This window comes from Ruegeria sp. CE12 (genome assembly GCF_056537525.1).
Map to the genome: position 1 here is coordinate 428,949 of NZ_JBQFRS010000001.1, position 25,947 is coordinate 454,895.

A 25,947-nucleotide genomic window follows, 5' to 3' on the forward strand; every position below is an offset into this window, starting at 1 on the left:
CGTGTGGGGTCTGAGGGTCAACAGAACACAGGCGCAAAGAGGTGGAATAATCCGTTTGTGACAACCGCAAAATTCACCGCAGTTTCCAGTTCACCGTTAAATTAGGAGATACGGCTAAACCTTACTATTCCATACAGGTTTTCGTTTATCGAAGAATGCGCCGATTCCTTCCTTCGCCTCATCTGTTTTCCATCTGTCAACCAGTGCCTTGATGGTATGATCAATCAAGTCGTCGTCAATAGTGGGACCCAGTGTTCTGACCAATTCTTTCGCTGAAGCAACAGCCCCGGGCGCACAGGAAAGATAGGGTAAGACCTCTGCCTCAACTGCCTCTGCAAGAGCCTCGGCAGGCACGGCTTTTGCCAGCAGTCCCAAATCAACCGCTTCTGTCGCGTCAAACAGCCTGGCGGACATAAAGACGCGACGGGCGCGTGCTTCTCCCATTCGGGCGACAACATAGGGGCCGATTGTAGCCGGGATCAGGCCCAAGCGCGTTTCGGTCAGGCCCATTTTCAGGCCGTCCACGCCAATAGCCACATCACAAACCGAGGCCATCCCGACCCCGCCACCGAATGCGTTGCCCTGCAAAGCACCAATCAGAGGTTTCGGCAGTGTGTTCAACGCCTGTAACATCTCGGCCAACTTACGTGCTTCGACAAAGCGTGTCGCAGGATCCGCGGCCATCTGTGCCTGCATCCACCCCAGATCACCACCGGCACAGAAACTTTTGCCCGCACCGGTCAGGACAACTACCCTTACTGCCTCATCTTCGCCGAGCTGCCTTGCGGCCTGCGTCAGTTCTGCAATCATCTGCGCCGACATGGCGTTATGCTTGTCCGCGCGGTTCAGCGTCAGCGTTGCCACGCCGCGCGCGTCCGTTGCCAGGGTGATTGTTTCAAACATGCTTGCCTCTTAATTCGATCGCATGGCACGCGCCATTTCCGCGGCCTCTTCCAAAACCGCCATATCCAGACCGGTTTCGTAACCCAAACGCTCCAGATGTGCCGCAACCGCTTCGGTCGCCACATTGCCCGCAGCGCCCGGTGCGTAGGGGCATCCACCCAATCCGCCGACTGCCGCGTCAAATACACGAACGCCCAGCGCGAGGGATGCATCGATGTTATCGATGGCACGGCCATTGGTATCGTGGAAATGGCCAGCAAGCCGTGTCACAGGCACCCGTTCGCGAACCGCCAGCAGCATTCGGGCAATCGTGTCGGGCGTACCCTGTCCGATCGTGTCCCCCAACGAGATTTCGTAGCAACCGCGCGCAAAAAGCATATCAGCCACTTCGGCAACTTTCTCAGGCGGTGTTGGTCCGTCATAGGGGCAGTCCGTCACACAGGATACGTAGCCTCGCACCGGCAGATCAATATGACGCGCTGCTTCGAGTATGGGAACGAAACGCTCGATCGATTCAGCGATTGTGGCGTTGATGTTGGCCTTCGAGAATCCTTCGGATGCCGACGCAAAGATGGCGATCTCATCAGCCCCTGCCGCCAAAGCATCTTCGTAACCGCGCATGTTCGGGGTCAATGCCGCGTAACGCACCCCAGATGCACGGTTGATACCGGCCAGCACCTCGGCACTGCCCGCCATCTGCGGTACCCACTTTGGCGACACAAAGCTGGCCACCTCAATTCTGCTGAACCCGGCGCGGCTCAGGCAATCGACCAGCGCCACCTTTTCGGCCACCGGAATTTCACGTTTTTCGTTCTGCAGCCCATCTCGCGGACCAACTTCAAAAACCTCAACGCGTTCACCCATGGCCGTCCCTTTCCCGGATTTCAAATTCTATGCTTCACAGCACCACAAGCTGCTGCCAAGCGACAAGCAGAAAGATCATTCCTCTTCCAAACGAACCAGTGCCGCCCCGGCCTCAACCTGCGCGCCAGCTTCTGCGAGAACCTCGGCAACGACACCATCACGCGCAGCCAACAAAGAATGCTCCATCTTCATGGCTTCGAGAATGGCAAGACGATCACCCTCTTTCACCGCATCTCCGGCAGTGGCAAAGACCGCCTTCACCAAACCGGGCATCGGTGCCTCAACCACATTCGTATCGCCTGCCGCACTGGTGTCCCGATCCAGCGGATCAGCGAACCCAAACAGCTGACCGTAACTGTCGAACACCGTAATTTCAGAGCCGGACACAGCAACGTTTGGCATCGAAGTTCCGTCGAGGCTCCAACGCCCATTGGTTCTTTCTGCAACCACAGTCTCAGGACCAACCTGCCAGATCTGCCGTTCAGGGCTTTCAACCTGAACATCCAGATCGACGACCTCACTACCCTGCATCAATTGGACGGCACGATGCAGCGGGGCCCAAAGTGTGAAACCGCTTTCTTCATCTGGATCGTCCAGTTTCAGGGCAACCATGGCCGCAGCCACCAGCGAACATGGTGTCACTGATGCCTCCTGCACCAGATTGTCCAGGTCTCGTCCGATCAGACCCGTATCCACATCACCTGATGCAAATCCCTGATGCCGTGTCAAAGCGCCGAGGAAGGCAAGATTGGTCACCGTACCCGCAACCTCGGTATGCTTTAGCGCTCGATGCAGCGACTCCAGCGCGACTTCACGCGTGGGCCCGTGAACAATCACTTTGGCGATCATGGGGTCATACCAGGGACTAATCGTGTCTCCTGCCCTGACGCCGCTGTCAGCACGGCAATAGGATGGAAACTGCAGATGAGTCAGCGTACCCGTTGCAGGTAAAAACCCTTTGGGCACGTCTTCAGCATAAAGCCGAGCTTCGAAAGCATGGCCGTTGATCGACAGATCCTGCTGCTGCTTGGGCAGGCTTTCACCGGCTGAAACGCGCAATTGCCACTCGACCAGATCGACACCGGTGATGGCTTCGCTGACAGGATGCTCGACCTGCAGGCGTGTGTTCATCTCCATGAACCAGAACCGATCCGGGCGTAGTCCTTCCGAGGCATCTACGATGAACTCCACCGTACCTGCCCCCTTGTATCCAATGGCCTCAGCCGCGCGCACGCCTGCCAGTCCCATCGCCTCACGCATCTCAGGCGTCATTCCGGGTGCCGGCGCCTCTTCGATCACCTTCTGGTGTCGACGCTGTAGCGAGCAATCCCGTTCGAACAGATGTACGGCATGGGTGCCGTCGCCAAACACCTGCACCTCAATATGGCGCGGTTTGGCCACGAATTTTTCAACCAGAACCGCATCATTACCAAACGCGGTACGAGCCTCACCACGTGCGCTGTCCAGCGCAGCGGCAAAATCCTCGGGCTTTTCAACAAGCCGCATTCCTTTGCCGCCGCCGCCAGCGACGGCCTTGATGAGCACGGGATAGCCAATAGTGTCTGCTGCACCCGATAGATGTTCCGGGTCCTGATTATCGCCATGATATCCTGGTACGACGGGCACACCTGCCTGTTCCATCAGAACCTTGGCTGCATCCTTCAAACCCATCTTACGGATCGCGTCCGCCGAGGGGCCGATAAAAGTCAGCCCCGCAGCTTCGACGGCATCAACGAAATCAGGATTTTCAGACAGAAAGCCGTAGCCGGGGTGAATTGCACGTGCGCCGGTATCCAGTGCGGCCTGAATGATCACATCTCTACGAAGGTAACTGTCCGCCGGAGCAGCCCCTCCGATCTGAACGGCCTCGTCCGCCATCTGAACGTGCTTGGAGGATGCATCGGCATCCGAATACACAGCAACGCAAAAGACACCCATTTTCTGAGCGGTTTCCATAACCCGGCAAGCGATCTCGCCACGGTTGGCAATCAGGATTTTATTGAACATGGCCATTACCCTTCACTTGCCAAATCTTCGACGAGACGGAACCGCTCGCAAACCAGTTTCATTTGAGGATTAAACCCACCGTTTCGCTCGAAATATCTACGGTGCCCATCTCGCCACCCGTCCAGAGTTTCGTTCTCACCCTCGGCAAGTGCGAAGTCTTCAGTCACATCACAAAACCGGCGAATGGTGACTTCGATGGTTTCGATCACAAGTGCCGGACAGCCATCCCAATCCAAGGCTATGCCGTGACGCCTCGGCTCAGGCATCTCTTCGCCGCCCTCGGAAAAATCTGTCAGCGCACCGCATGTTGCAGTCTTTGCGCCAGACCTGACCAGGGCCAGCAATTCGTCACACAAAGCTCGATTATCGCCAAATTTGAATACTTGAGCGGAGGGATATTTCTTCTGAAGCTTTTTCAGATCAGAGCCAACTGCCATATCACATCCTGAACACGCCAAAGCGTGTCTCCTCGATTGGCGCATTCAAGGCTGCATTCAGTGATAGCGACAGCACATCCCGGCTTTTGCGAGGATCGATAATTCCATCGTCCCAAAGTCGGGCTGAGGCGTAGAGAGGATGCGATTGTTCCTCGAACATCTCCAGCGTGGGGCGTTTGAATTCAGCCTCTTCCTCGGCAGACCAGGAGCCTCCTTGCCGCTCGATCCCATCACGCTTGACTGTCGCCAGAACACCCGCCGCCTGTTCACCGCCCATAACCGAGATGCGTGAGTTGGGCCAGGTCCACAGGAACCGCGGCTGATACGCACGGCCGGCCATGCCATAATTCCCCGCACCAAACGATCCGCCGACCAGCATCGTGATCTTTGGCACATTCGTCGTGGCCACAGCTGTCACCATCTTGGCACCGTGGCGCGCGATGCCTTCGTTTTCGTATTTCCGCCCCACCATGAAACCGGTGATGTTCTGCAAGAACACCAGGGGGATTTTGCGCTGCGAGCAGAGTTCGACAAAATGCGCGCCCTTCTGTGCCGCTTCCGAGAATAGGACGCCATTATTGGCAATGATCCCAACCGGGCAGCCTTTGACATGGGCGAAGCCGGTCACCAGCGTTTCACCAAACCGGGGCTTGAATTCGTCAAAGCGCGAGCCATCGACCAGCCGTGCGATCACTTCGCGAATATCATACGGCGTGCGCAGATCAGCCGGAACGACGCCCAGAATTTCCTCGGGATCATAGGCCGGGTCTTCGGGGCTGGCCCAATCCACTGTTTGCGGTTTGCGCCGGTTCAGCGAACCAACCGCGCGACGCGCCAAGGCGAGCGCGTGGGCATCATCCTCGGCCAGATAATCCGCCACGCCGGACAGGCGGGTATGGACGTCACCACCTCCCAGATCTTCAGAGCTGACCACCTCTCCTGTAGCCGCCTTGACCAGAGGTGGCCCCGCCAAGAAGATCGTGCCCTGTTCTTTGACGATGATTGTCACATCCGACATTGCGGGAACATAGGCGCCGCCCGCAGTACACGACCCCATGACCACTGCTATCTGAGGGATGCCCTTCGCACTCATCCGTGCCTGATTGTAGAAGATGCGGCCAAAGTGGTCGCGATCCGGAAAGACCTCATCCTGATTGGGCAGGTTCGCGCCGCCGCTATCGACAAGATAAATACAGGGCAGGTTGTTTTCCTCGGCAATCTCCTGCGCGCGGAGGTGTTTCTTGACTGACATCGGGTAATAGGTGCCGCCTTTCACAGTAGCGTCATTGCACACCACCATGACCTCCTGCCCCTGCACGCGACCTATTCCTGCGATGACACCGGCAGAGGGTGCAGCGTCCCCATACATCCCATGCGCCGCCGTTGCGCCGATTTCGAGGAATGGAGAGCCCGGATCCAATAGGTTCGCCACCCTTCGACGAGGCAGCATCTTGCCCCGCGATTCATGCCTTGCGCGGGATTTCTCGCCCCCACCCATTCGCGCTGCGTCGGCTGCATCAGAGATTTGTGCCAGCGCGTCGAGATGAGCCGCGCGGTTTTGTTTGAAGCCCTCGGAGGCGGGCATTGCTTTGGAATTGAGTTTCATATCTGCTACCCGCTACTGATTAACTTCGCCAGCTGAACGTTGAAGAATGCGAAGGGTCTGCCATCCCGCCAGAGCATCCAAATACTCACAGATTTGTTGCTGAGTGGCCCCTTCGATTTGCATTGTTTCACAATTCGGCAGAGATCCTCCAATGACGGCCATTGTTCCATCACTGGCCATTTCTGCGGCTGTAGGAGGTTTGTCGTGATCCAGCCGAATATCTTCCGGTACAAGATGCCAGTTTGAATCAGTCTCTTCACGCATCCACGCAGTCACTTCTTCAAGGCACTTCTCAGTTCCAGCATTCAGAAGAGCCAGTTCACACATTTTTAGGCCCTGCGAGATACATTGAGCATCCATCGGAATGGCGAGCGGTACGTTTGGAACAAGATCTGAACAGGCTACCAAAAAGGATCTGGTGTCAAATATTTGACCTTTGTCTGTATCTGCGAGCAATGGCGCGCCCAATCCAAGAACACCCGCCGCAGCCAGAAAAGCCTTTTGCACCTTACGATTCATGATCGACCTCTACCGCTGATAACGGCCATTCGCGTGACTCCAGCGGGGACAGAGATTTGCGCCAGAGCATCGAGACGAGCGGTACGATTTGCTTTGAAGCCTTCGGAGGCGGGCATGGCTTTGGAGGTTAGTTTCATCGTTCAGCTACCCAGCGTGCTTCACAAATTTCCCGTATAATACTGCCTTGCTGCCAGCTACAGGTGCCAAGTATCTCTCGCTCCATTTTTAGAGCCTGTTCAGCGGTTCTGCGCATCCAACACGCGACTCTGGTCGGCCCAGCAGCGGTTCCCCTCCAATAATCACTGGCTCGAAATCGGCAAACAGCCTCAGAGTATACTCTCCATTCGGCTTGCATCTTTTTGAGGGTCTCAGGTGCGGTCCATTTGAAGGCATGATCATCAGGCGAAATATCACCATGCAGTTTCTCGGCCCATGCAGCCAAGTCAGTATAATTCTGGTCCAGCATTCTGTCCCAAAAAATAGTCTCCGCGTCGAGACACATGATCATTCCGTAGGTCGAATAGTCAGTCCGATCCATACAATCCCCGGCGGCAATTCCAATGCACTCATAAATCGCGTCTGGGATTGCTCTCTGAGGCTTTTTCTGTTCGATCCCCTCTCGGGCATCGCCCAAGCATTCCTCAATGATTTCAGTTTCTATCCAATAGTTGTCGTTTTGTTCGGAAGCGATCTCATACGCGTGAGAGGTTTGAGCCAGAACACTTACGCCGAACGCCAATATGACAAGATGAGATTTCAGTCTTGATGTCTCTTTCGATGTCATTTTCTTGTCTCCTCCGCCGCACGCATCTTCAATTCCTTTCGGATCACTTTACCCGTCACGGTCATCGGCAGTTCCTCCAAGAACGTCACTTCACGCGGATAAGAATACTGCGCCAGGCGGTCCTTGACCCAATCTTGCAACTCCGGCCCTGAAGCCTCGGCCCCAGGTTTCAATACCACGTAGGCTTTCACGATCTCGGTCCGCAGCGGATCAGGCTTCCCGACCACACCCACAGTCGCCACCGCCGGATGAGTCAGCAAGCAATCCTCAATCTCGGCAGGGCCGATGCGGTATCCGGCTGAGGTGATCACGTCATCATCGCGACCGACGAAGCGCAGGTAGTCATCCTCCCAAACACCGCGATCTCCGGTAATCAGCCAATCACCCCGGAATTTCTCAGCCGCCGCCTCGGGCCGGTTCCAGTATTCCAATAGCATCGAGGCCGAGCCGCGCCGGATGGCCACGTCGCCCTCTTCATCCGACGGCTTGCCGCTCTCATCAATCACCGCCACCTCGTGCCCCGGCACCGGTTTACCGATGCAACCGGGGCGTACGGGGAAATCCTCGGCGCAGGAGGACACGACCATGTTGCACTCGGTCTGGCCATAGAATTCGTTGATCGTCAGACCAAATGCTCTCTCGCCCCAGGCCAGCATCTCTGCCCCCAGTGGCTCACCGCCTGATGCAACCGAGCGCAGACCAGAGATCGACTGATCTGCAGCTTTGAGCATTCGAAGGGCAGTGGGAGGGAAGAACACATTCCGCACGCCACCACGCGCGATCACATCGGCGCAGGCATCGGGTGTGAATTTTTCCAATCGGGCCGCCACGACGGGAACGCCCAGCGCCAGTCCCGGCATCAACACATCAAACAGCCCGCCGATCCAGGCCCAGTCGGCCGGTGTCCAAAGGCAGTCACCCGCTTGCAAGTGGTTGTGGCTGATGGAAACGCCGGGCAGATGGCCTGCCAAAACCCGATGTCCGTGCAGGGCACCCTTTGGACTGCCAGTAGTACCGGAGGTGTAAATCAGAACCGCAGGATCTTCGGGACCTGTAACTGCGAAGTCTATCGCATCACCATCTTCACCGATCTCATCAACCATCAGTGGCTCGGCCAGAGCGCCAAGCAGAGCGGCTCCTTCCGGGTCGGTCAATACCAACCGAACTCCGGCATCACCCAGACGGGACGCCAGCGCGTCGTGTTTGAACAGCTTGAACAAGGGCACTGAAATTGCACCCATCTTCCAGATCGCCAGATGCGCCGCCGCACACCACGGCGACTGACTAAGCAACACACCAACGCGATCACCCCGCTGCACTTTACGCAATAAAGCCCTCGCGATCCCGTCGGTCATCTGGGCGAGTTCGCCATAAGTCACTCGTGCCTCATCAGAACCGGTCAGATCCACGATCGCTATCTGATCCGACGGGTGCGAAAGGCACTGCTGCGCCATGTTCAGCCGAGCTGGAATGTCCCAGCCACCCTCAGGGCGCAAACCCGGTATGACCTTAGCGGGACGCATAGCGTTTACCCTTTATTTTACAATCACTTGAGCGTCCTTGGATATATCGGTCAATCACTGAAACTTGATGCAGATCAGAGTGTGCAGGCACGCATCTACTCAAAAAGAAGTCATCAACAAATTCAAAGGCCAGATGATGACCAATAAACTCGCCGCTTTGACTCTTTCCACCGCGCTTGTTGCGCTTGCTGTGCCCGCTTTCGCTCAGAACCAGGGTGATTGGACCGTTGGTGTCGGTGTTGGATACCTCGACCCTAAATCCGACAATGGGACGCTGGCAGGCCTGAACGCTGACATCGACTCGGATACCCGTCCGATCTTCACCGCCGAGTATTTCATCCGTGACAACCTGGGTATCGAGCTGCTTGCTGCGACCCCGTTCAAGCACACCGTCACACTGGGTGGAAGCACTGAGGCTGGCACTGTCAAGCACCTGCCGCCCACCTTGTCGCTGAACTATCACTTCCCGACCAACAGCGCGTGGAAGCCCTACGTAGGTGCCGGTCTGAACTACACCGTCTTTTTCGACGAGCAGTCGCCGCTGGGTGATCTGAAGGTCGACAATTCTTTTGGCGTCTCGCTGCAGGCCGGTCTGGACTATATGGTCACTGACAAAGGCGCAGTCCGTCTGAACGTCCGCTGGTTCGACATCGACTCGGACGTCACGCTGAACGGCAACAATATCGGCAAGGCCGAAATTGATCCGTGGCTGGTCGGCGTATCCTACGTCCATCGCTTCTGATCCCTCGATACAAGCGCCTCGCAGTTCCCTCGTCTGCGAGGCGTTTTCTTTTCTCAGAGCATTTTGTTCATCAACTCGCGCCCGATCAGCATCCGGCGAATTTCGCTGGTACCGGCGCCGATCTCCATCAGCTTGGCATCCCGGAAAATCCGGCTGACCGCAGCGTCTGACAGGAATCCGGCCCCGCCCATAGCCTGAACAGCCTGATGTGCCTGCGACATGGCCTGTTCCGAAGCATACAGACAGCACGCTGCTGCATCCTGACGGGTTACATCACCCCGATCACAGGCTTTTGCCACTTCGTATACGTACGCCCGGGCCGAGTTCATCGCGGTATACATGTCCGCGATCTTGCCCTGCATCAGCTGGAAGGTTCCGATGGGTTTGCCGAACTGCTTGCGCTCGGCCAAATAGGGCATGATCTCATCAAGGCAGGCAGCCATGATCCCGGTTCCGATCCCGGCCAAAACGACGCGTTCATAGTCCAGCCCGGACATCAGAACGGCAACGCCCTTACCCTCTTCCCCCAGTACATTTTCGAACGGCACTTCGACGTCTTCGAAAATCAGTTCAGCCGTGTTGGAACCGCGCATCCCCAGCTTGTCGAAATGGGGTGACGTCGAAAACCCGGTCATTTCCTTTTCGATCAGAAATGCCGTGATTCCCTTCGAGCCCGCATCCGGATCGGTTTTGGCATAGACGACCAAAGTGTCCGCGTCGGGTCCGTTGGTAATCCAGTATTTGTTGCCATTGAGGCGGTAGTGATCATTGCGCTTTTCAGCACGCAGCTTCATCGACACGACATCGGATCCGGCCGAAGGTTCGGACATCGCCAATGCGCCCACGTGTTCGCCTGAGATCAGTCGCGGCAAGTACTTTTGCTTTTGCTCTTCGTTGCCGTTCAGTTTGATCTGATTCACGCAGAGATTCGAGTGAGCACCATATGACAGCGAAACCGAAGCAGATGCGCGAGCGACTTCCTCAACCGCAATGGTGTGAGCCAGATATGACATCCCTGCCCCGCCATACTCTTCAGGCACCGTGACGCCCAGCAACCCAAGATCGCCCATTTCTTTCCAAAGCTCATTGGGAAAGGCGTTCGTTTGATCGATCTCGGCCGCCATCGGCTTGACGCGTTCCTGCGCCCAACGGTGCACCATTTCACGCAGCGCGTTCACATCCTCACCTAGATCGAACTTCATCGTGTCCGTGAACATCTGCGCTCTCCTCTTCGCCTTTAATGAACACCTGTTCAAATAACCTGTCACAGAGTCCGGGACGGGTCAAGACAGACCGCGCAAACCGAGCGCTTACCACAAGCGAAGTTTCGGCTTGAACACATCTTATTTCTGACACATGACCTCTCTAACCGACTACGGCTGTTTGATTTTTTGAAAGTGAGTGAAGAGATGCCGCCAACCAATGTGATTATAAATGGCGACTTCAATAACGGCAGTGCAAATTGGTCCGGAACAGATATCGAGGCCAACTACACCGAAGGCGCGTATCTGGGAAATGGCTCATCGAACCGCGTGGCAGAGATTGACGGCAACTCTGGACAGACAACGGTTATGGAGCAAACCTTTACGATCACCGACCCGAGTTCGGGAAGGCTGACACTCGATACCGCACTACGCACAGCCTCGAACAGCAATGCGGGTCAGGAAGGGTTTGTTGTCGAGATTCTGGACAGCGGAGGTAATGTCATCGCTTCAATGACCGTTCTGCCCACGACGAACAGTTTCCAGAGTATTTCGTTGGACGTCAATTTCCCTAGCGCCGGTGACTACACGCTGCGTTTCACAGAGCTGGGGCTGGATGACAGCCTTGGCGCTATCGTTGACAACATCAAACTCATCGTCTGTTTTTGCCAGGGAACGCAGATCGAAACCGAATTCGGTGAACGTCCGGTCGAGACCCTGCGCATAGGTGACAAGGTCATGACGCAGAATGGCTTGAAGCCTCTGCAGTGGATTGGAAAACGATCACTAAACGCAACAGATCTGGCAATACACCCAAAACTTCATCCTGTCAGAATCGGTGTCGGGGCTTTGGGAAACGGGTTGCCTAACCGAGACCTTCTTGTATCGCGCCAACACCGGATGCAGACCTCGTCCGTTGTTGCCAACCGCATGTTCGGCACGCCGGATGTGCTGGTGTCAGCGATCAAACTTACCGAATTACCGGGGATCGAGATCGATCAAGTGCTTGAGAGTGTGACCTACTATCACCTGCTGTTCGACGCACATGAGATCATCTTTGCGAATGGCGCACCTAGCGAGAGTCTGCTGCTTACTGATGCGGCTTTGTCCTCGGTGACCGAGGAAGCAAGAGCCGAGATCGAATTGTTATTCCCCGACCGACCTAGAGTCGATGCACCGTATTCAAGACTGCGGATCCCACATGGAAAGCAGCAAAAACGCTTTGTGGAACGGCTGAGCAAAAACAATAAGCCGTTGATAGAGTTCGAAAGCGCCTAAAGGCTCAGGACTGGTAGACCGCGCCCACCTCTGCACGAATGATACGTGCAATCAGTCGGCAATCGTCCAGCGAGAATGTCAGCGGAACGCGCATGTCCATGATGCCTGCGAGAATGCGGTCGCTCTCAGGCATCTGCTCGGATTCGGCGTAGCGCCAGCTATCATAGCGTGAGGTAAATCCACTTGGTTCAGCTCCGCCAAACCACTTGAGCTCAACGCCGCGCTCTGCGCATCGACGAATAACATCAGCGATGCGCTCGGGCGACCAGCCAAGCAACAGGAATTGAATAGAGGATCCGACATAGGTTTCCTCTTCCGGTCGTTCGACGATCGTCAGACCCGGCGTTCCGCGCAGGCCCTTTTCAATCTCGACATACCGTTCATTCCAACGCTGAACCTGGCGATCCAGATCACGCAGTTGCGGCCGAAGGATCGCCGCGCGCAGGTTATCCATACGCCCAGACACGTTTGGCGTGGTGTATTTTATCCTCTCAAACACTTCAGGGCCCGGAGCTGCCAGATGACGTTCGTACAGCATGTACGACCCTGACAACATCGTTGCCTTAGCCGCCAGTTCTTCATCATCGGTGATGAGCAACCCGCCCTCGCCCGAATTCACGTGCTTATAGGTCTGGCAAGAATAACATCCGATGGCACCCTGACGACCCGACAACTGACCTCGCCACGCAGCACCCATGGTATGCGCGCAATCTTCGATCACGATTACACCGGCCGCATCGCACATCTGCATCAGGCGATCCATGTCACACAGATGACCGCGCATGTGGCTGAGCATCAGGACTTTGGCCTGCCCCAGCTTGGCCTCCAAATCATCCAAATCGATGGTCAGGTTTTCGGTCACGCCGACAAAGATCGGACGAGCCCCAACCGAGGCGATAGAACCCGGCACCGGCGCTAGAGTGAACGCGTTGGTCAGAACCGGATCGCCGGGCTGAACCCCCACCGCTCGCAGTGCCGTTGCCAGCGCGTATCCGCCAGAGGACACCGCCAGACAGTACTTGGCACCCATTTGGGCTGCGAACTCCTGCTCGAGCAGAGCTGTTTCGCCCAGCTCACCGGGCAGAACATTGTAGCGATGCAACCGCCCGTGGCGCAGCACGGCCATTGCGGCCTCGATAGCCTCTTCCGGGATGGGTTCTTGTTGGGTGAAGCTGCCAGAAAACGTTTCAGTCATAATGCTGTTGTGGGTCCGCGATAGGTTAGGGTCAAGGGATCACGCTGCCGCACCAATCAGGTCGGTCACAAGCTCTGGCAGGTCGTCGAAGTGATGTAGCAGCGCATCGGGCTCCAGCGCCGCCATATCGTCACCCGACGGGCCGAAGGTCACCAGAACGGATGGAACGCCGGCAGCTTTGGCAGTGTTTCGGTCGGTATCGGAATCTCCGATCAGGACGCACAGATCCGGATGCCCACCGGCACGTCGCGCTGCCTCACGCAGAGGTTCCGGGTCGGGTTTGCGGACAGGCAGAGTATCAGCACCCACCAGAGACGCGAATTGATCCCGCACCCCCAACCGCGTCAGCAGCAAATCGGCCAGCCCCTCGGGCTTGTTGGTGCAAATACCGACGCCATATCCCGCACCCCGAAGAATATCGACGGCTTCGAGTGCACCGGGATAGAACTGCGTGTGCGTATCTATCGCCTTCGAATAAGCCTCCAAAAGCATCGGATAGTACTCGAGAACCGTATCTTCAGAATACTCTCCAACACGCTTCAAACCATGTGTCAGCATCATTCGGCCACCGCGCAATGCGACTGCAGCGTCCTGCCCGTCGATCAGAACATCCCCATGCCCCATATGACGAAAACAGTGGTTTGCAGCAGCCAGCAAATCCCCGGATGTATCCGCCAAAGTGCCGTCCAGATCAAAGATGACCGTGCGCATTTTTTCTCCTTGCTCGGCAGGTTTCCGCCATGTCGTGTTGCAAACGGCAATCTTGTTTGATGCCCGAACCGCTTGCGCCTTTGCCCTCAGCGGATAAAACGGACGGCAACAAAACACAAAGAGAAAACGATTTCATGAGTATTGCCCTTGTCATCCTTGCAGCCGGAAAAGGCACCAGGATGAATTCGGATATTCCAAAAGTACTGCACCCGATCGCCCAGGTACCCATGCTGGTTCACGCGATGCGCGCAGGTGCAGTTCTGTCGCCCGAGCAAACTGTCATCGTAACAGGGCACGGTGCCGAAGCAGTCGCCAAGGTGGCAGCAGCCGAGGACGACATCGCTCAGATCGCAGTTCAGGAAGAGCAGTTGGGCACCGCGCATGCTGTCGCGCAGGCACGTGATGCACTGAAGGATTTTGAGGGCGATATCGTTGTTCTCTATGGCGACACACCATTCCTGCAGCCCGATACACTTGAGCGGATGGTTGCAGCACGGTCCGACAACGATCTGGTCATTCTGGGATTTCAGGCAGCAGATCCAGCCCGCTATGGCCGTTTGGTGATGCAGGGTGAAACGCTGGAACGGATTGTAGAATTCAAGGACGCTTCGGAAGAAGAACGCGCCATAACACTCTGCAATTCAGGTCTTTTGGCGTGTGACGCAAAAACGCTGTTTTCCTTGATCGATACGGTTGGCAACGACAATGCGTCGGGCGAATACTACTTGCCTGACGTTGTGGAGATCGCCCGCAACCGTGGCCTCAAGGTTACCGCTGTTGCCTGTGACGAAGCGCAAACACTCGGCGTGAATTCCCGCGCTGATCTGGCCGTTGCGGACTCGGTATTCCAGAGCCGCGCAAGGGCCGAGTTGCTGGATCTGGGTGTTACAATGATGGATCCGGAAACCGTCTATCTGGCTGCGGATACGGTAATTGGCCGTGATACTGTCATCGAGCCAAATGTTGTGTTTGGCCCGGGTGTCACCGTTGAAAGCGGTGCAACGATCCGGGCATTCTCGCATCTCGAAGGGTGCCACGTCAGCCGCGGCGCGGTCGTTGGCCCATATGCCCGCTTGCGTCCAGGTGCGGAACTGGCCGAGAACGCTCGCATCGGGAACTTTGTTGAGATCAAAAACGCCGAGATCGCCGAAGGGGCAAAGGTCAATCACCTTAGTTACATCGGTGATGCGACGGTTGGCGCGGCGACAAACATCGGCGCTGGCACAATCACCTGCAACTATGATGGCGTGATGAAACATCAGACCACCATTGGCGAGAACGTGTTTATCGGCTCGAACACAATGCTGGTCGCGCCTGTCACTGTTGGCGACGGTGCGATGACGGCGACCGGTACTGTGGTGACCCGTGACGTGGAACCGGACGCGCTGGCCGTAGCCCGTGCCAAGCAGGACAACAAACCCGGTTATGCACGTAAACTGTTTGATATGTTGAAGGCGAAGAAGGCTCGCCGCGACAAAGGAGCCTGATCCATGTGTGGTATCGTCGGAGTTCTTGGACAACACGAAGCAGCCCCAATTCTGGTTGAGGCACTGAAAAGGCTGGAATATCGCGGCTATGACAGCGCGGGTATTGCGACCGTAAATTCGGGCGTCCTGGGGCGTCGCCGGGCGGTTGGCAAGCTGGTCAATCTCAGCGACCTTCTGGTCCATGATCCCCTGCCCGGCAAATCCGGGATCGGTCACACCCGCTGGGCAACCCACGGCGCGCCCACCGTCAACAATGCGCATCCGCACAAGGCTGGCCCTGTAGCCGTTGTGCACAATGGCATTGTCGAAAACTACCGTGATCTGCGTGACGAGTTGTCCGAAAACGGTATAAATTTCGAAACCGATACCGACACTGAAACTGTCGCCCTCATGACTGCCCACTACCTGGATTCCGGGCTTTCGCCGGTTGAGGCCGCGTTCAAAACCATCGACAAATTGCAAGGTGCCTTTGCACTGGCGTTTCTGTTCGACGGAGAGGACGACCTGATCGTCGCGGCCCGCAAAGGTTCACCTCTGGCCATTGGCCATGGCGATGGTGAGATGTTTGTGGGCTCGGATGCCATCGCGCTGGCTCCGCTGACCAACCAGATCACCTATCTTGAAGAAGGTGACCGCGCTGTTCTGACCCGTACGTCTCTGGAAATCCGGAATGAGGCGGGTGAGCTTGCAAACCGCGAAAAGCGCAAGATCAAGCTGGACCATGCGCGTGCCGATAAGGGCGAGCATAAACACTTCATGGCCAAAGAGATCGCGGAACAACCAGTGGTGGTTGCCGAAGCGATCCGGTCCTACCTGCCAACCGGTGGCGATCAGGTTGTTCTGCCCGATACGGATTTGGATTTCACCAAACTCGACCGTCTTACTATGGTGGCCTGTGGTACCGCCTTCTATGCCTGTCTGACCGCGAAATACTGGTTCGAAAAACTGGCGCGGATGCCCGTCGAAGTCGATATCGCCAGCGAATTCCGCTATCGCGAACCTCCGATCCCTGAACGATCACTGGCTCTGTTCGTCAGCCAGTCGGGCGAGACTGCGGATACGCTTGCCGCTTTGCGGTATTGCGAAGGCAAAGCTGACAAGATCGTGTCGGTCGTCAACGTTCCTGAAAGTTCGATTGCGCGAGAAAGCGATATTGCCCTGCCAATCCACGCAGGTGTTGAGATCGGTGTGGCCTCGACCAAGGCCTTCACCTGCCAGCTGAGCGTGCTGCTTATGCTAGCACTCAAGGCAGCGGCAGATCGAGGCACACTGTCCGATGAGGAGTTGGCTGATCACGCGGCTGCCCTACGTGGGCTGCCTTCGGTGCTGAATACCGCGCTGGACCAAAACCGCGCCATTCGCAAATCCGCCCAACGCCTCAGTGAAGCGCGGGACGTTCTGTTCCTCGGTCGTGGTCTGATGTTTCCTCTGGCGATGGAAGGAGCGCTGAAACTCAAGGAAATCAGCTACATCCACGCCGAAGGTTATGCATCAGGTGAGTTGAAACACGGACCGATTGCCCTGATCGACAAACATATGCCGGTCGTTGTCATGGCCCCTCGGGATGAGGTCTTTGACAAGACCGTGTCAAACATGCAGGAGGTGATGGCGCGCAAAGGCAAAGTCATTCTTGTTTCCGATGACGATGGTATCGCAGAGGCCAAAGATGGCGTCTGGAGCACTATCAGAATGCCGCACGTTCATCCCAGCCTCGCCCCGATCCTGTATTCGGTTCCGGCTCAGTTGCTGGCCTATCACACAGCCGTCGCCAAAGGCACCGATGTGGACCAACCCCGCAACCTTGCAAAATCCGTTACGGTGGAGTGACCCATGGCTAAACAGTTCTCGCAGCTTGACCCGCCACATCAAAAGTTCATCGAAGAGCAGCACATGTTCTTCGTTGGCACTGCCGGAACGGACGGGCGCGTCAACATCTCGCCCAAGGGGATGGATTCATTGCGGGTATTAGGGCCCAACCGAGTTATCTGGATGAATCTGACTGGCAGCGGGAACGAAACCGCTGGTCATCTGCTTGAAGTCAATCGCATGACGCTCATGTGGTGTTCCTTCACCACACGGCCGTTGATTTTGCGTACCTATGGTACGGCACAAACAATCCACGAAGGTGATCGTGACTGGGAAGAACTCAAAGCGCTGTTTCCAGATCATCGCAGTGCCCGCCAAATATATGACCTGAGCATTGATATCGTTCAGACCTCATGCGGTTATGCCGTTCCGTTTATGGAATATCAGTCTGAACGGGATACGATGCAGAAATGGGTTGATAGCAAGTCGGATGACGACATTCGCGCCTACTGGGTAGAGAAAAACCATCAGACCATTGATGGCAAACCCACGCGCAGCCAGGTCTGATCAGACGATGCTCGACGCTTATCTCGATCAGATCAAAGCCCATGCCGACGCCGAACGCGCCGAGCAGTTGGCGGCGTATCATAAGGTGGAACGACCATATCTGGGTGTCACCAACCCCGTATTGAACGACCTGACCAAAGCCTGGCGACAGGAGTTGGACGTGCCTGCCCGTGTCGAATTGGCCAGTGCCCTGTGGCAGACCAACATTCATGAAGGGCGGCTTGCAGCGGCTAAACTGCTGACGCAGGCCAGAATTCGTCCGGATGAAGCGGTCTGGCAACTGTTGCAAAGCTGGGTACCGGATTTCGATGCATGGGCAGTGGCGGATCACGCCTGCATGGCGATGCAAAAACGTCTGAGCGCGGACCCGCAGCGCCTCGATCAGGTCGAAGACTGGACCAAATCGGATCACATGTGGACACGCCGCGCTGCATTGGTGGCCACCCTGCCCTGGACAAAACAGAACCACCCAAAACCCGATGACCTGCAACGGCGTGATCGCATCTTGGGCTGGGCCGCCGGATATGTGCCCGACCGGGATTGGTTCATCCAGAAATCCGTTGCCTGGTGGCTCCGGGATCTTTCAAAACACGATCCCGAACGCGTCCGTGCATTTCTGGCAAAGCACGGCGACGCGATGAAGCCATTCGCGCGGAAAGAAGCAGGCAAGTACCTGAAGGATTAGTTGGAATAGACTTCCAGCTCGACGAGTTCGTCAAAGGGTATCAACAAGGCCCGCATTGCATCCACCGACAAGCGGCTGCCGCCCCCTTCAGGGCCTGAAACGGGAACCAGAGTGATATAGGCCTGCGCACCGGTTTTGGGCACCACAACACGCGCAGTCACCTCTGTATCCACCAATGGGGTTTCCAACCACCGACCGCCCTTGTTGGGGTCCCCCAACCCGGCAATCGTCGTTTTGGCGCCTGTCCAGCCAACACTGGCAGCCGAAGCAGGCTGTGGCTCTACAGCGTCTTCAACTACCGTGGGTTCAGCTTCGGCTGGCTTGTCTGACCCGCCAAACACACGATCTGACGCCGACCGCACCGTATCGCATCCCGCAAGCAGAACGCATGTTACCAATAACGCATTTCTCATACCCGAAACCTATCGCTCTGCGCGCATCTGCACCAGCCAAAAGCGTAGTTCACACTTGCCGCTGACCAGTCGCCGCTTTACCTATGACGCATGACCGCTCCGCTTATCGACCCATTTGCACGTGCAATCACCTATCTCCGCGTCTCTGTAACGGACCGCTGCGACTTTCGCTGCGTCTATTGCATGTCGGAAAATATGACCTTTCTGCCCAAGAAAGAGCTGCTGACGCTGGAAGAGCTGGATCGCATGTGCTCGACCTTTGTGAAGATGGGAGTTGAAAAACTCCGCATTACTGGCGGTGAACCTCTGGTGCGCCGCAACATAATGACGTTCTTCAACTCCATGACCCGGCACCTGGAAAGCGGCGCTCTCAAAGAATTGACACTGACCACGAACGGATCGCAACTGTCACGTTTTGCCGACGATCTTTATGCTGCCGGTGTTCGGCGTGTGAATGTTTCGCTGGATACGCTTGACGAAGACAAGTTCGCCAAGGTCACGCGCTGGGGTCGGCTAAAGCAGGTGCTCAACGGTATCGATGCCGCTCAGAAAGCAGGGCTTCGGATCAAGATCAACGCCGTTGCCCTAAAGGGGTTCAACGAAGAAGAACTACCCCGCATCACCGAATGGTGCGCCGAGCGTGACATGGATCTGACATGGATCGAAGTCATGCCTATGGGGGACATTGGTAACGAAGACCGGCTGGACCAATACTGGTCCCTCAAGGATGTACGCGCCGAGTATGAAAACCATTATCAGGTCACGGATCTGGCAGAGCGCACCGGCGGTCCCGCGCGCTATGTCCGCCTTGAAGATACCGGGCAGAAGATCGGTTTCATTACCCCGCTCAGCCACAATTTCTGCGAAAGCTGCAATCGCGTTCGTCTGACTTGTACCGGTGAGCTTTATATGTGCCTTGGTCAGGAAGATATGGCAGATCTCCGCGGGCCTTTGCGTGATTATCCCGATACGGAAGAACCGCTCGAGAATGCGATCCGGGCTGCGATCAACCTCAAGCCCAAGGGGCATGACTTTGATTATTCCCGCCAGTCGGTCGACGGTCAGATGAGCCGTCATATGAGCCATACAGGCGGCTGAAATGTCACATCAGGATGGCCGACCCACGCTGCTGTACCAGCTGTACTGCGGCCTGACCTCTGTACTGGCACCCCTGGCATGGCGCACTGTACGCAGCAAGCTGGAAACGGCTGGCGTTTCAAATGATCGCCAAAGAGAGCGCCTTGGGTATGCCACCCTACCCCGCCCGGACCATACGCTGATCTGGTTTCACGCAGCCAGCGTCGGAGAGAGCCTGTCGGTCCTCAGCTTGATCAAACGCCTTGGTCAGCGCCTGCCAGATGCAGAATTCCTGATCACATCAGGCACACCAACCTCTGCGGCGTTGATCGAAAAGCGTATGCCGCCGCGTACGCGTCACCAATACCCGCCGCTGGATACGGGCGGCCCCGTTCATCGTTTTCTGGAGCATTGGAAACCTGACGCTGGCATCTTTGTTGAAAGCGAGATCTGGCCAAGACTCATTGTTGAAAGCGCCAATAGCGGCACACCGCTCGCGCTGCTTAATGCCCGACTTTCTGAGAAATCAGTGAAAGGTTGGAAAAAACGCCCCAAAACGGCGCGATACATATTGGATCATTTTCAGCTATTCCTGACGCAAAACGATAGAACCGCGACAAATCTGATCGCAATGGGTGCCCCGGCGGACCGGGTACATCCCGGCACCAACCTCAAGGCTATGTCAGACCCATTGCCGGTGGATGAGGCGACGCTGGCCGATATTCGTCGTCAGTTGGATGGACGACCCGTGTGGATCGCCAGCTCGACACATGCAGGCGAAGAAGAAACGGTTCTCGCGGCCCACAAGGAACTGCTAAAGCTCTGGCCCAATTTGTTGCTGCTGCTGATCCCACGCCACCCAGAACGGCGTGATGAAGTGACCGAGCTTGTAAGTTCCGCCGAATTATCTTTCGCGCTTCGCAGCAAGGGTGATGAGATCACCGCAAACACGCACGTCTATGTAGCGGATACGCTTGGAGAAACCGGCACATGGTACGCGTTGTGCCCTGTCGTGTTCCTTGGCGGATCGCTTAAGGATATCGGGGGCCACAACCCGTTCGAACCAGCGCAAGCAGGTGCCGCAGTCATCACCGGACCGGGCTATTACAACTTTGCTGAAACCTTCGCCCCGCTGGTTGAAGCCGGAGGAGCGGTCGAAGTTCAATCAAGCAAGGAACTGACAGATGCAGTGACCCATTGGCTATCGGATGACGCTGCTCTGATCGACGCCAGAAACGCTGCGGGCGCTTGTGTGAATACCCAAAAATCCGCACTCGATGGTGTCATTGATGCGTTATGCGAGAAACTCGACCTGAAATAGAAAGCCCGGCAACTTCATCAGTTACCGGGCCTGAGTACTGAGGTGAATCCCGCCCCAGATGGTTATGCAGCAGGCATCCGCTGTTCGACAATTTCAGCCCACCAGCTGCACCCGGCAGGGATCGCCTCGTCATTAAAGTTGTATTCCGGGTGGTGCACCATGGCTGTGTCGCCATTGCCCACCAGAATATAGGCACCCGGACGCTCCTCAAGCATGAATGCAAAATCCTCGCCCCCCATGACCAGAGGTGCCTCTTCACATTCGCCTGCGACCGAGCGGGCAACATCGGCTGCGAAGTCAGTCTGGTCTTCGCTGTTCACCATGACCGGATAGCCACGGATATAGGTGACGTCGGCTGTTCCGCCAAAGGTCGCTGCGATACCGTTGCAGATTTCGTTGATCCGCTGTTCGGCAAGATCGCGCATATCTTTGCTCATCGTACGCACAGTGCCTTTGATCTGCACTTTTTGCGGGATCACGTTGAACGCCTTCGAGGAGGTTTCAAACGAAGTAACCGAGACAACGACCTGATCGATCGGATCAGCATTACGCGATGCAATGGTCTGCAGCGCCAAAACAGCCTTGGCTGCGATAATTGTCGTATCCACCGTCTCGTGAGGTTTGGCTGCGTGACCACCGCGCCCTTCGAACGTGATATCGAACTGGTCAGTGGCAGCAAAGAACGCCCCCGGGCGGATCGAGAAGCTGCCAACCGGTTTACCCGGCCAGTTGTGCATTCCATAGACTTCCTGAATGTTCCAGCGGTCCATCATGCCGTCTTCGCACATCTCGCGACCACCGCCGCCACCTTCTTCGGCGGGCTGGAAGATCACAACCACAGTCCCGTCGAAATTACGGGTCTCGGCGAGATACTTTGCTGCCCCCAACAGCATCGCAGTATGTCCGTCATGGCCACATGCGTGCATTGCGCCTGGCGTCTTCGATGCATATTCAACACCGGTCGCCTCGTGGATCGGCAGGGCGTCCATATCCGCACGCAGACCAATCACCTTGCCTTTGCTATCGGATTTACCCTTGATGACGCCCACAACCCCTGTGCGACCAATTCCGGAAACAACCTCATCACAGCCAAATTCCTTCAGCTTTTCCTCAACCAATGCGCTGGTACGATGGGTTTCGAACAGGATTTCAGGGTTTTCGTGAATGTCTCGTCGCCATGCAGTGATTTCGTCCTGTAATTCGGCAAAACGGTTCTTAACTGGCATCTCTTCTCTCTCCTAATTCAGTTCAAGCCGCCGGCATGCGGCGCTCGACCATTTCTGCAAACCACGAGCATCCGATCGGGATGATTTCGTCGTTAAAATTGTATTCCGGATGGTGCAGCCCGGCGCTGTCTCCGTTACCCAAAACAATGAAGGCCCCTGGGCGTTCCTCGAGCATGAAAGAAAAATCCTCGCCCCCCATGACCATCGGCGCCTCGGCACAGCTGCCGCCCACAGAAATCGCTGCCTCTTCGGCATAGCCTGTCTGTTCCTCGGCGTTGATCGTGACTGGAACGCCGCGGGTATAGGTCACAGTCGCGGTTCCACCCATGGTGGCGGCAACACCTTCTGTGATCTCTGTCAGGCGCTTTTCGATCAGGTCGCGCATCTCATTGGAATGGGTGCGCACAGTACCCCGCACACGGGCAGATTGCGGGATCACGTTAAAAGCATTCGAGGACGTCTCTACAGAGGTGACCGACAATACACCTTGCTGGATCGGGTCAGAGTTGCGCGACACAACTGTCTGTAAAGCAACAACAAGTTGCGACAGCATCACAGTGGTATCCACGGTATCGTGTGGCTTGGCTGCGTGACCGCCATGACCTTCGAGATGAATATCAAACTCATCTGCCGCTGCAAGCAATGGGCCTGACCGAATGGCAAATTGGCCTGTCGGTACACCCGGCACGTTGTGCATGGCATAAACTTCCTGAATGCCGAACCGGTCCATCAGACCATCCTTGCACATCGCTTCGGCCCCGTTCCCGCCTTCTTCGGCGGGTTGGAAAATCACGATCGCCGTTCCGTCGAAGTTTCGCGTTTCAGCCAGATATTTTGCTGTACCCAGAACCATAGCTGTGTGACCATCATGACCACAGGCATGCATTGCATTCGGCGTCTGTGAGGCATAGTCCAGACCGGTCTGCTCCTGCATCGGCAGCGCGTCCATATCAGCACGCAACCCGATTACGCGGCCCTGAGTGTCTGCCTTACCCTTGATCACGCCGACCACGCCGGTGCGACCAATACCGGTGACTACCTCGTCACATCCAAATGCGCGGAGTTTATCGGCCACCAAAGCGCTGGTGCGGTGTGTGTCATATAGAATTTCGGGGTGTTGGTGAATGTCACGCCGCCAGCCGGTGATTTCATCGTGCATTTCAGCGAGACGGTTCTTGATCGGCATGTCATTCTCCCCTGTGATTATGCCACTGGCATTCGTCGTTCCACCAGTTCAGCAAACCAGCTGCACCCGGCGGGAATCGCGTCGTCATCAAAGTTGTATTCCGGGTGATGGCACATCGCCGTATCCCCGTTCCCAATGAAGATGTAGGCTCCTGGCCGTTCTTCAAGCATATAGGCGAAATCTTCAGACGGCATGATCGGATCAGTGTTGTCGTTGACTTTGCCTGCCACAGCCTCTGCCGCCTCGGCTGCAAACGCAGTCTCGGCATCGGAATTGACGGTAGCCGGATATCCCGGTGTCCAAGTCACCTTAGCTTCGGCGCCAAAGGCCGAGGCCGTATCCTCACCAATCCTGCGCACGCGCTCTTCTGCAATTTTGCGGTATTCGGGATCCAGTGTTCTGACAGTCCCCTGCAACCGGACCGTATGCGCAATCACATTTGATGCGACGCTGTCAGTGTCAAAAGTGCCGACCGTCAGAACAACACGTTTGATCGGGTCAACCGTACGCGACACAACCGACTGCAATGCCACCACGATGTGAGAGGCGACAAGCGTTGTATCCACGGCATCATGGGGGGCAGCGGCGTGCCCACCTTTCCCGGTCACGACGATCTCGAATTCATCCGAGGACGCAAGCAGAGCTCCGGGCCGGATAGCGAACTCACCAACCGGAAGACCCGGCATGTTGTGCATGCCGTAAACTTCCTGAATCCCCCAACGCTCCATAAGCCCGTCCTGACACATTGCCAGACCGCCGGCTCCACCCTCTTCTGCGGGTTGGAAAATCAGAACGACCGTGCCGTCAAAATTCCGGGTCTCAGCCAGATATTGCGCGGCCCCCAACAGCATCGAGGTATGGCCGTCATGACCACACGCATGCATCTTGCCTGAAACGGTTGAGGCGTAGTCCAATCCGGTGGCTTCTTCGATCGGCAGCGCATCCATATCCGCCCGCAGCCCGACCACACGTCCCTTAGTATCAGTCTTGCCCCGGATAACAGCCACAACCCCGGTCTTTCCGATCCCCGGAGTGATCTCATCGACACCGAAGTCTTTCAACCGATCAACCACGAATGCAGCTGTCTCTTGAACGTCATACATCAGCTCGGGATGGGCGTGCAGATGACGGCGCCACTTGGTGATCTCGCCATGCATATCGGCAAGCCTGTTCTTCACGGGCATTGTTCGTCCTCCCTCAAGCTATTGCCTGAATCGAATGCTCAGGCGCTACGTCCCGGTTCAGCCGGTAAGCTTCTCCAGCAGACGTTCCATGAATTTTTGACCTTCGTTAAATTGTGCAATCGTAATGAACTCGTTGGGCTGATGGGCCTGTGCAATGTCGCCCGGACCACAGATGACGGCAGAATACCCGGCCTCCTGAAACTGTCCGGCCTCTGTACCATAGCTCACGACATGGGTCGCGTTGTCACCGGTCAAAGACCGTACAAGCGCCTCAGCCTCGCCATCCTGTTCCGGGACCAAGGCAGGTACCGCAAAGTTCTGAGAAATCTCGATGCGGGCTTCGGGGTGTACTTTCTGCATACGCTCCTCGGCTTCCCGAACCTCGTGCAGATAAGCGCTTTCCCATTGCGAGGCTGCCTCTCCCGGCACCATGCGGAAATCCATCATGAACCGGCAGTCCTTGGCGGTGATGTTATGTGCCGTACCGCCTTGAATCATGCCCACGTGGCAGGTGGTCCATGGCGGGTCAAAGATTGCCGCGATGTCGCTGGGTTCAGCGGCCATGTTCTTAGCATTCTGATCATTGGCCCAGTCAATCAGAGGCGCGGCCTCCATGATCGCATTGACGCCGGTATGCATGATCGAGCTGTGAACCTCGAACCCAACGATATGGGTATCGAAACCGATACCTCCTTTATGACCGGTTACCGCCTGCATCATCGAAGGTTCGCCAACGACAACTGCTGAACCTTTGGGCAATACGTCCTGCATCGCCACGATCATCGGCGGTGCGCCGGTACATCCGATCTCTTCATCGAAGCTGAGCGCCAGCTGGAGCGGGCGTTTGACATCAGCATATTGCGCCTCGACCAAAGCCCAAATGGCCAATGCATCGAAACCCTTCATATCGCAGGTACCGCGACCAAAGTACTTTCCGTCTTTCTCGGTAACGACGAAAGGATCGGTGTCCCAGGGTTGACCATCGACCGGCACAACATCGGTATGCCCCGAAAGAACCACAGCGCCCTCTTCCCACGGGCCGACATGGACAAATATGGCGGCCTTGTGCGGTTGATCCGGATCAGGCCAGCGATGCGATTTGATCCCGTGGCTGTCCAGATACCCTTCGACCCACTCGACCAACGGCAGGTTGGTGTCGCGGCTCACCGTCGGGAACGAGATCAGCTTGGTCATGATCTCAAGCGGCGTCAGGCGGTTTGACAT

Annotated in this window: 24 protein-coding genes; 8 read left to right on the plus strand and 16 right to left on the minus strand. The window is 56.3% G+C overall.

Annotated features, from left to right (window positions below):
• Positions 1-114: 114 nt before the first annotated feature.
• The 8 genes from ACR0IO_RS02165 to ACR0IO_RS02200 all read right to left on the minus strand — a co-directional run bounded on the left by ACR0IO_RS02165 (position 115) and on the right by ACR0IO_RS02200 (position 8,643).
• Positions 115-903: a crotonase/enoyl-CoA hydratase family protein gene (locus tag ACR0IO_RS02165; protein WP_480739132.1), complete on the minus strand. Its 789-nt coding sequence runs from the start codon at positions 901-903 to the stop codon at positions 115-117.
• Between the two features lie 9 nt (positions 904-912).
• On the minus strand, positions 913-1,767 hold the full coding sequence (locus ACR0IO_RS02170; protein ID WP_480739134.1) for a hydroxymethylglutaryl-CoA lyase: 855 nt from the start codon (positions 1,765-1,767) through the stop codon (positions 913-915).
• A 75-nt stretch (positions 1,768-1,842) separates the two neighbouring features.
• Positions 1,843-3,774, minus strand: a complete 1,932-nt coding sequence (locus ACR0IO_RS02175) for an acetyl/propionyl/methylcrotonyl-CoA carboxylase subunit alpha (protein WP_480739136.1) — start codon at positions 3,772-3,774, stop codon at positions 1,843-1,845.
• 5 nt (positions 3,775-3,779) lie between these two features.
• The gene (locus ACR0IO_RS02180) at positions 3,780-4,211 is read right to left on the minus strand and encodes an ASCH domain-containing protein (RefSeq protein ID WP_480739139.1); all 432 of its coding nucleotides are present in this window, start codon (positions 4,209-4,211) and stop codon (positions 3,780-3,782) included.
• Position 4,212: 1 nt separating this feature from the next.
• Positions 4,213-5,817: a carboxyl transferase domain-containing protein gene (locus tag ACR0IO_RS02185; protein WP_480739141.1), complete on the minus strand. Its 1,605-nt coding sequence runs from the start codon at positions 5,815-5,817 to the stop codon at positions 4,213-4,215.
• Positions 5,818-5,829: 12 nt separating this feature from the next.
• The gene (locus tag ACR0IO_RS02190; RefSeq protein ID WP_480739144.1) at positions 5,830-6,336 is read right to left on the minus strand and encodes a hypothetical protein; all 507 of its coding nucleotides are present in this window, start codon (positions 6,334-6,336) and stop codon (positions 5,830-5,832) included.
• A gap of 133 nt (positions 6,337-6,469) precedes the next feature.
• The gene (locus ACR0IO_RS02195; RefSeq protein ID WP_480739146.1) at positions 6,470-7,120 is read right to left on the minus strand and encodes a lysozyme inhibitor LprI family protein; all 651 of its coding nucleotides are present in this window, start codon (positions 7,118-7,120) and stop codon (positions 6,470-6,472) included.
• Positions 7,117-8,643, minus strand: coding sequence for an AMP-binding protein (locus ACR0IO_RS02200; protein ID WP_480739148.1), 1,527 nt, complete (start codon positions 8,641-8,643; stop codon positions 7,117-7,119). The genes ACR0IO_RS02195 and ACR0IO_RS02200 overlap by 4 nt, the downstream gene beginning before the upstream one ends.
• A 136-nt stretch (positions 8,644-8,779) precedes the next feature.
• Here ACR0IO_RS02200 and ACR0IO_RS02205 point away from each other — a divergent pair, with 136 nt between their 5' ends.
• Positions 8,780-9,385 carry an OmpW/AlkL family protein gene (locus ACR0IO_RS02205; protein ID WP_155147490.1) on the plus strand — a complete coding sequence of 202 codons (606 nt, stop codon included), beginning with the start codon at positions 8,780-8,782 and terminating at the stop codon, positions 9,383-9,385.
• Positions 9,386-9,438: 53 nt separating this feature from the next.
• Here the strand turns inward: ACR0IO_RS02205 and ACR0IO_RS02210 are convergent, their stop codons facing one another.
• Positions 9,439-10,602, minus strand: coding sequence for an isovaleryl-CoA dehydrogenase (locus ACR0IO_RS02210; protein WP_480739151.1), 1,164 nt, complete (start codon positions 10,600-10,602; stop codon positions 9,439-9,441).
• 192 nt (positions 10,603-10,794) lie between these two features.
• Here ACR0IO_RS02210 and ACR0IO_RS02215 point away from each other — a divergent pair, with 192 nt between their 5' ends.
• A complete protein-coding gene (locus tag ACR0IO_RS02215) occupies positions 10,795-11,865 on the plus strand; it encodes a Hint domain-containing protein (RefSeq protein ID WP_480739153.1) in 1,071 nt (356 codons plus the stop codon).
• A gap of 4 nt (positions 11,866-11,869) precedes the next feature.
• On the opposite strand, the gene ACR0IO_RS02220 is transcribed toward ACR0IO_RS02215, so the two are convergent.
• Positions 11,870-13,060 carry a DegT/DnrJ/EryC1/StrS family aminotransferase gene (locus tag ACR0IO_RS02220; protein ID WP_480739155.1) on the minus strand — a complete coding sequence of 397 codons (1,191 nt, stop codon included), beginning with the start codon at positions 13,058-13,060 and terminating at the stop codon, positions 11,870-11,872.
• Between the two features lie 39 nt (positions 13,061-13,099).
• Positions 13,100-13,771 carry an HAD-IA family hydrolase gene (locus tag ACR0IO_RS02225; protein ID WP_480739157.1) on the minus strand — a complete coding sequence of 224 codons (672 nt, stop codon included), beginning with the start codon at positions 13,769-13,771 and terminating at the stop codon, positions 13,100-13,102.
• Positions 13,772-13,905: 134 nt separating this feature from the next.
• On the opposite strand from ACR0IO_RS02225, the gene glmU reads away from it, so the two are divergent.
• The 4 genes from glmU to ACR0IO_RS02245 are packed head-to-tail and all read left to right on the plus strand — an operon-like array spanning position 13,906 to position 18,316.
• Positions 13,906-15,258, plus strand: coding sequence for a bifunctional UDP-N-acetylglucosamine diphosphorylase/glucosamine-1-phosphate N-acetyltransferase GlmU (gene glmU / locus ACR0IO_RS02230; RefSeq protein WP_480739159.1), 1,353 nt, complete (start codon positions 13,906-13,908; stop codon positions 15,256-15,258).
• A gap of 3 nt (positions 15,259-15,261) precedes the next feature.
• Complete coding sequence (gene glmS / locus ACR0IO_RS02235; RefSeq protein ID WP_480739161.1) at positions 15,262-17,085, plus strand: glutamine--fructose-6-phosphate transaminase (isomerizing); 1,824 nt, start codon at positions 15,262-15,264, stop codon at positions 17,083-17,085.
• A gap of 3 nt (positions 17,086-17,088) precedes the next feature.
• Positions 17,089-17,631 carry a pyridoxamine 5'-phosphate oxidase family protein gene (locus ACR0IO_RS02240; RefSeq protein ID WP_480739163.1) on the plus strand — a complete coding sequence of 181 codons (543 nt, stop codon included), beginning with the start codon at positions 17,089-17,091 and terminating at the stop codon, positions 17,629-17,631.
• A gap of 7 nt (positions 17,632-17,638) precedes the next feature.
• Positions 17,639-18,316: a DNA alkylation repair protein gene (locus ACR0IO_RS02245; protein WP_480739165.1), complete on the plus strand. Its 678-nt coding sequence runs from the start codon at positions 17,639-17,641 to the stop codon at positions 18,314-18,316.
• Here the strand turns inward: ACR0IO_RS02245 and ACR0IO_RS02250 are convergent.
• Entirely contained in the window at positions 18,313-18,678 is a 366-nt protein-coding gene (locus ACR0IO_RS02250; protein ID WP_480739166.1) for a hypothetical protein, read from the minus strand. The two genes, ACR0IO_RS02245 and ACR0IO_RS02250, sit on opposite strands and share 4 nt — an antisense overlap.
• Positions 18,679-18,819: 141 nt before the next feature.
• Between ACR0IO_RS02250 and moaA the strand changes: the two genes are divergently transcribed.
• Entirely contained in the window at positions 18,820-19,827 is a 1,008-nt protein-coding gene (moaA, locus tag ACR0IO_RS02255; RefSeq protein ID WP_480739168.1) for a GTP 3',8-cyclase MoaA, read from the plus strand.
• 1 nt (position 19,828) lies between these two features.
• Positions 19,829-21,127 carry a 3-deoxy-D-manno-octulosonic acid transferase gene (locus ACR0IO_RS02260; RefSeq protein WP_480739170.1) on the plus strand — a complete coding sequence of 433 codons (1,299 nt, stop codon included), beginning with the start codon at positions 19,829-19,831 and terminating at the stop codon, positions 21,125-21,127.
• A 62-nt stretch (positions 21,128-21,189) separates the two neighbouring features.
• Here the strand turns inward: ACR0IO_RS02260 and ACR0IO_RS02265 are convergent, their stop codons facing one another.
• From ACR0IO_RS02265 to argE, 4 genes are read right to left on the minus strand one after another with little or no spacing between them, the layout of a single operon-like run.
• On the minus strand, positions 21,190-22,353 hold the full coding sequence (locus tag ACR0IO_RS02265) for a M20 aminoacylase family protein (protein WP_155147465.1): 1,164 nt from the start codon (positions 22,351-22,353) through the stop codon (positions 21,190-21,192).
• Between the two features lie 22 nt (positions 22,354-22,375).
• Positions 22,376-23,539, minus strand: coding sequence for a M20 aminoacylase family protein (locus tag ACR0IO_RS02270; protein ID WP_480739173.1), 1,164 nt, complete (start codon positions 23,537-23,539; stop codon positions 22,376-22,378).
• Between the two features lie 17 nt (positions 23,540-23,556).
• The gene (locus ACR0IO_RS02275; RefSeq protein WP_480739175.1) at positions 23,557-24,723 is read right to left on the minus strand and encodes a M20 aminoacylase family protein; all 1,167 of its coding nucleotides are present in this window, start codon (positions 24,721-24,723) and stop codon (positions 23,557-23,559) included.
• A 57-nt stretch (positions 24,724-24,780) separates the two neighbouring features.
• Positions 24,781-25,947, minus strand: coding sequence for an acetylornithine deacetylase (argE, locus tag ACR0IO_RS02280; protein ID WP_480739177.1), 1,167 nt, complete (start codon positions 25,945-25,947; stop codon positions 24,781-24,783).

What these genes read in the sequence shown, in the direction of transcription:
- ACR0IO_RS02165 (WP_480739132.1), bottom strand. Translation starts at nt 903, where the DNA reads ATGTTTGAAACAATCACCCTGGCAACGGACGCGCGCGGCGTGGCAACG.
- ACR0IO_RS02170 (WP_480739134.1), bottom strand. Translation starts at nt 1,767, where the DNA reads ATGGGTGAACGCGTTGAGGTTTTTGAAGTTGGTCCGCGAGATGGGCTG.
- ACR0IO_RS02175 (WP_480739136.1), bottom strand. Translation starts at nt 3,774, where the DNA reads ATGTTCAATAAAATCCTGATTGCCAACCGTGGCGAGATCGCTTGCCGG.
- ACR0IO_RS02180 (WP_480739139.1), bottom strand. Translation starts at nt 4,211, where the DNA reads ATGGCAGTTGGCTCTGATCTGAAAAAGCTTCAGAAGAAATATCCCTCC.
- ACR0IO_RS02185 (WP_480739141.1), bottom strand. Translation starts at nt 5,817, where the DNA reads ATGAAACTCAATTCCAAAGCAATGCCCGCCTCCGAGGGCTTCAAACAA.
- ACR0IO_RS02190 (WP_480739144.1), bottom strand. Translation starts at nt 6,336, where the DNA reads ATGAATCGTAAGGTGCAAAAGGCTTTTCTGGCTGCGGCGGGTGTTCTT.
- ACR0IO_RS02195 (WP_480739146.1), bottom strand. Translation starts at nt 7,120, where the DNA reads ATGACATCGAAAGAGACATCAAGACTGAAATCTCATCTTGTCATATTG.
- ACR0IO_RS02200 (WP_480739148.1), bottom strand. Translation starts at nt 8,643, where the DNA reads ATGCGTCCCGCTAAGGTCATACCGGGTTTGCGCCCTGAGGGTGGCTGG.
- ACR0IO_RS02205 (WP_155147490.1), top strand. Translation starts at nt 8,780, where the DNA reads ATGACCAATAAACTCGCCGCTTTGACTCTTTCCACCGCGCTTGTTGCG.
- ACR0IO_RS02210 (WP_480739151.1), bottom strand. Translation starts at nt 10,602, where the DNA reads ATGTTCACGGACACGATGAAGTTCGATCTAGGTGAGGATGTGAACGCG.
- ACR0IO_RS02215 (WP_480739153.1), top strand. Translation starts at nt 10,795, where the DNA reads ATGCCGCCAACCAATGTGATTATAAATGGCGACTTCAATAACGGCAGT.
- ACR0IO_RS02220 (WP_480739155.1), bottom strand. Translation starts at nt 13,060, where the DNA reads ATGACTGAAACGTTTTCTGGCAGCTTCACCCAACAAGAACCCATCCCG.
- ACR0IO_RS02225 (WP_480739157.1), bottom strand. Translation starts at nt 13,771, where the DNA reads ATGCGCACGGTCATCTTTGATCTGGACGGCACTTTGGCGGATACATCC.
- glmU (WP_480739159.1), top strand. Translation starts at nt 13,906, where the DNA reads ATGAGTATTGCCCTTGTCATCCTTGCAGCCGGAAAAGGCACCAGGATG.
- glmS (WP_480739161.1), top strand. Translation starts at nt 15,262, where the DNA reads ATGTGTGGTATCGTCGGAGTTCTTGGACAACACGAAGCAGCCCCAATT.
- ACR0IO_RS02240 (WP_480739163.1), top strand. Translation starts at nt 17,089, where the DNA reads ATGGCTAAACAGTTCTCGCAGCTTGACCCGCCACATCAAAAGTTCATC.
- ACR0IO_RS02245 (WP_480739165.1), top strand. Translation starts at nt 17,639, where the DNA reads ATGCTCGACGCTTATCTCGATCAGATCAAAGCCCATGCCGACGCCGAA.
- moaA (WP_480739168.1), top strand. Translation starts at nt 18,820, where the DNA reads ATGACCGCTCCGCTTATCGACCCATTTGCACGTGCAATCACCTATCTC.
- ACR0IO_RS02260 (WP_480739170.1), top strand. Translation starts at nt 19,829, where the DNA reads ATGTCACATCAGGATGGCCGACCCACGCTGCTGTACCAGCTGTACTGC.
- ACR0IO_RS02265 (WP_155147465.1), bottom strand. Translation starts at nt 22,353, where the DNA reads ATGCCAGTTAAGAACCGTTTTGCCGAATTACAGGACGAAATCACTGCA.
- ACR0IO_RS02270 (WP_480739173.1), bottom strand. Translation starts at nt 23,539, where the DNA reads ATGCCGATCAAGAACCGTCTCGCTGAAATGCACGATGAAATCACCGGC.
- ACR0IO_RS02275 (WP_480739175.1), bottom strand. Translation starts at nt 24,723, where the DNA reads ATGCCCGTGAAGAACAGGCTTGCCGATATGCATGGCGAGATCACCAAG.
- argE (WP_480739177.1), bottom strand. Translation starts at nt 25,947, where the DNA reads ATGTCAAACCGCCTGACGCCGCTTGAGATCATGACCAAGCTGATCTCG.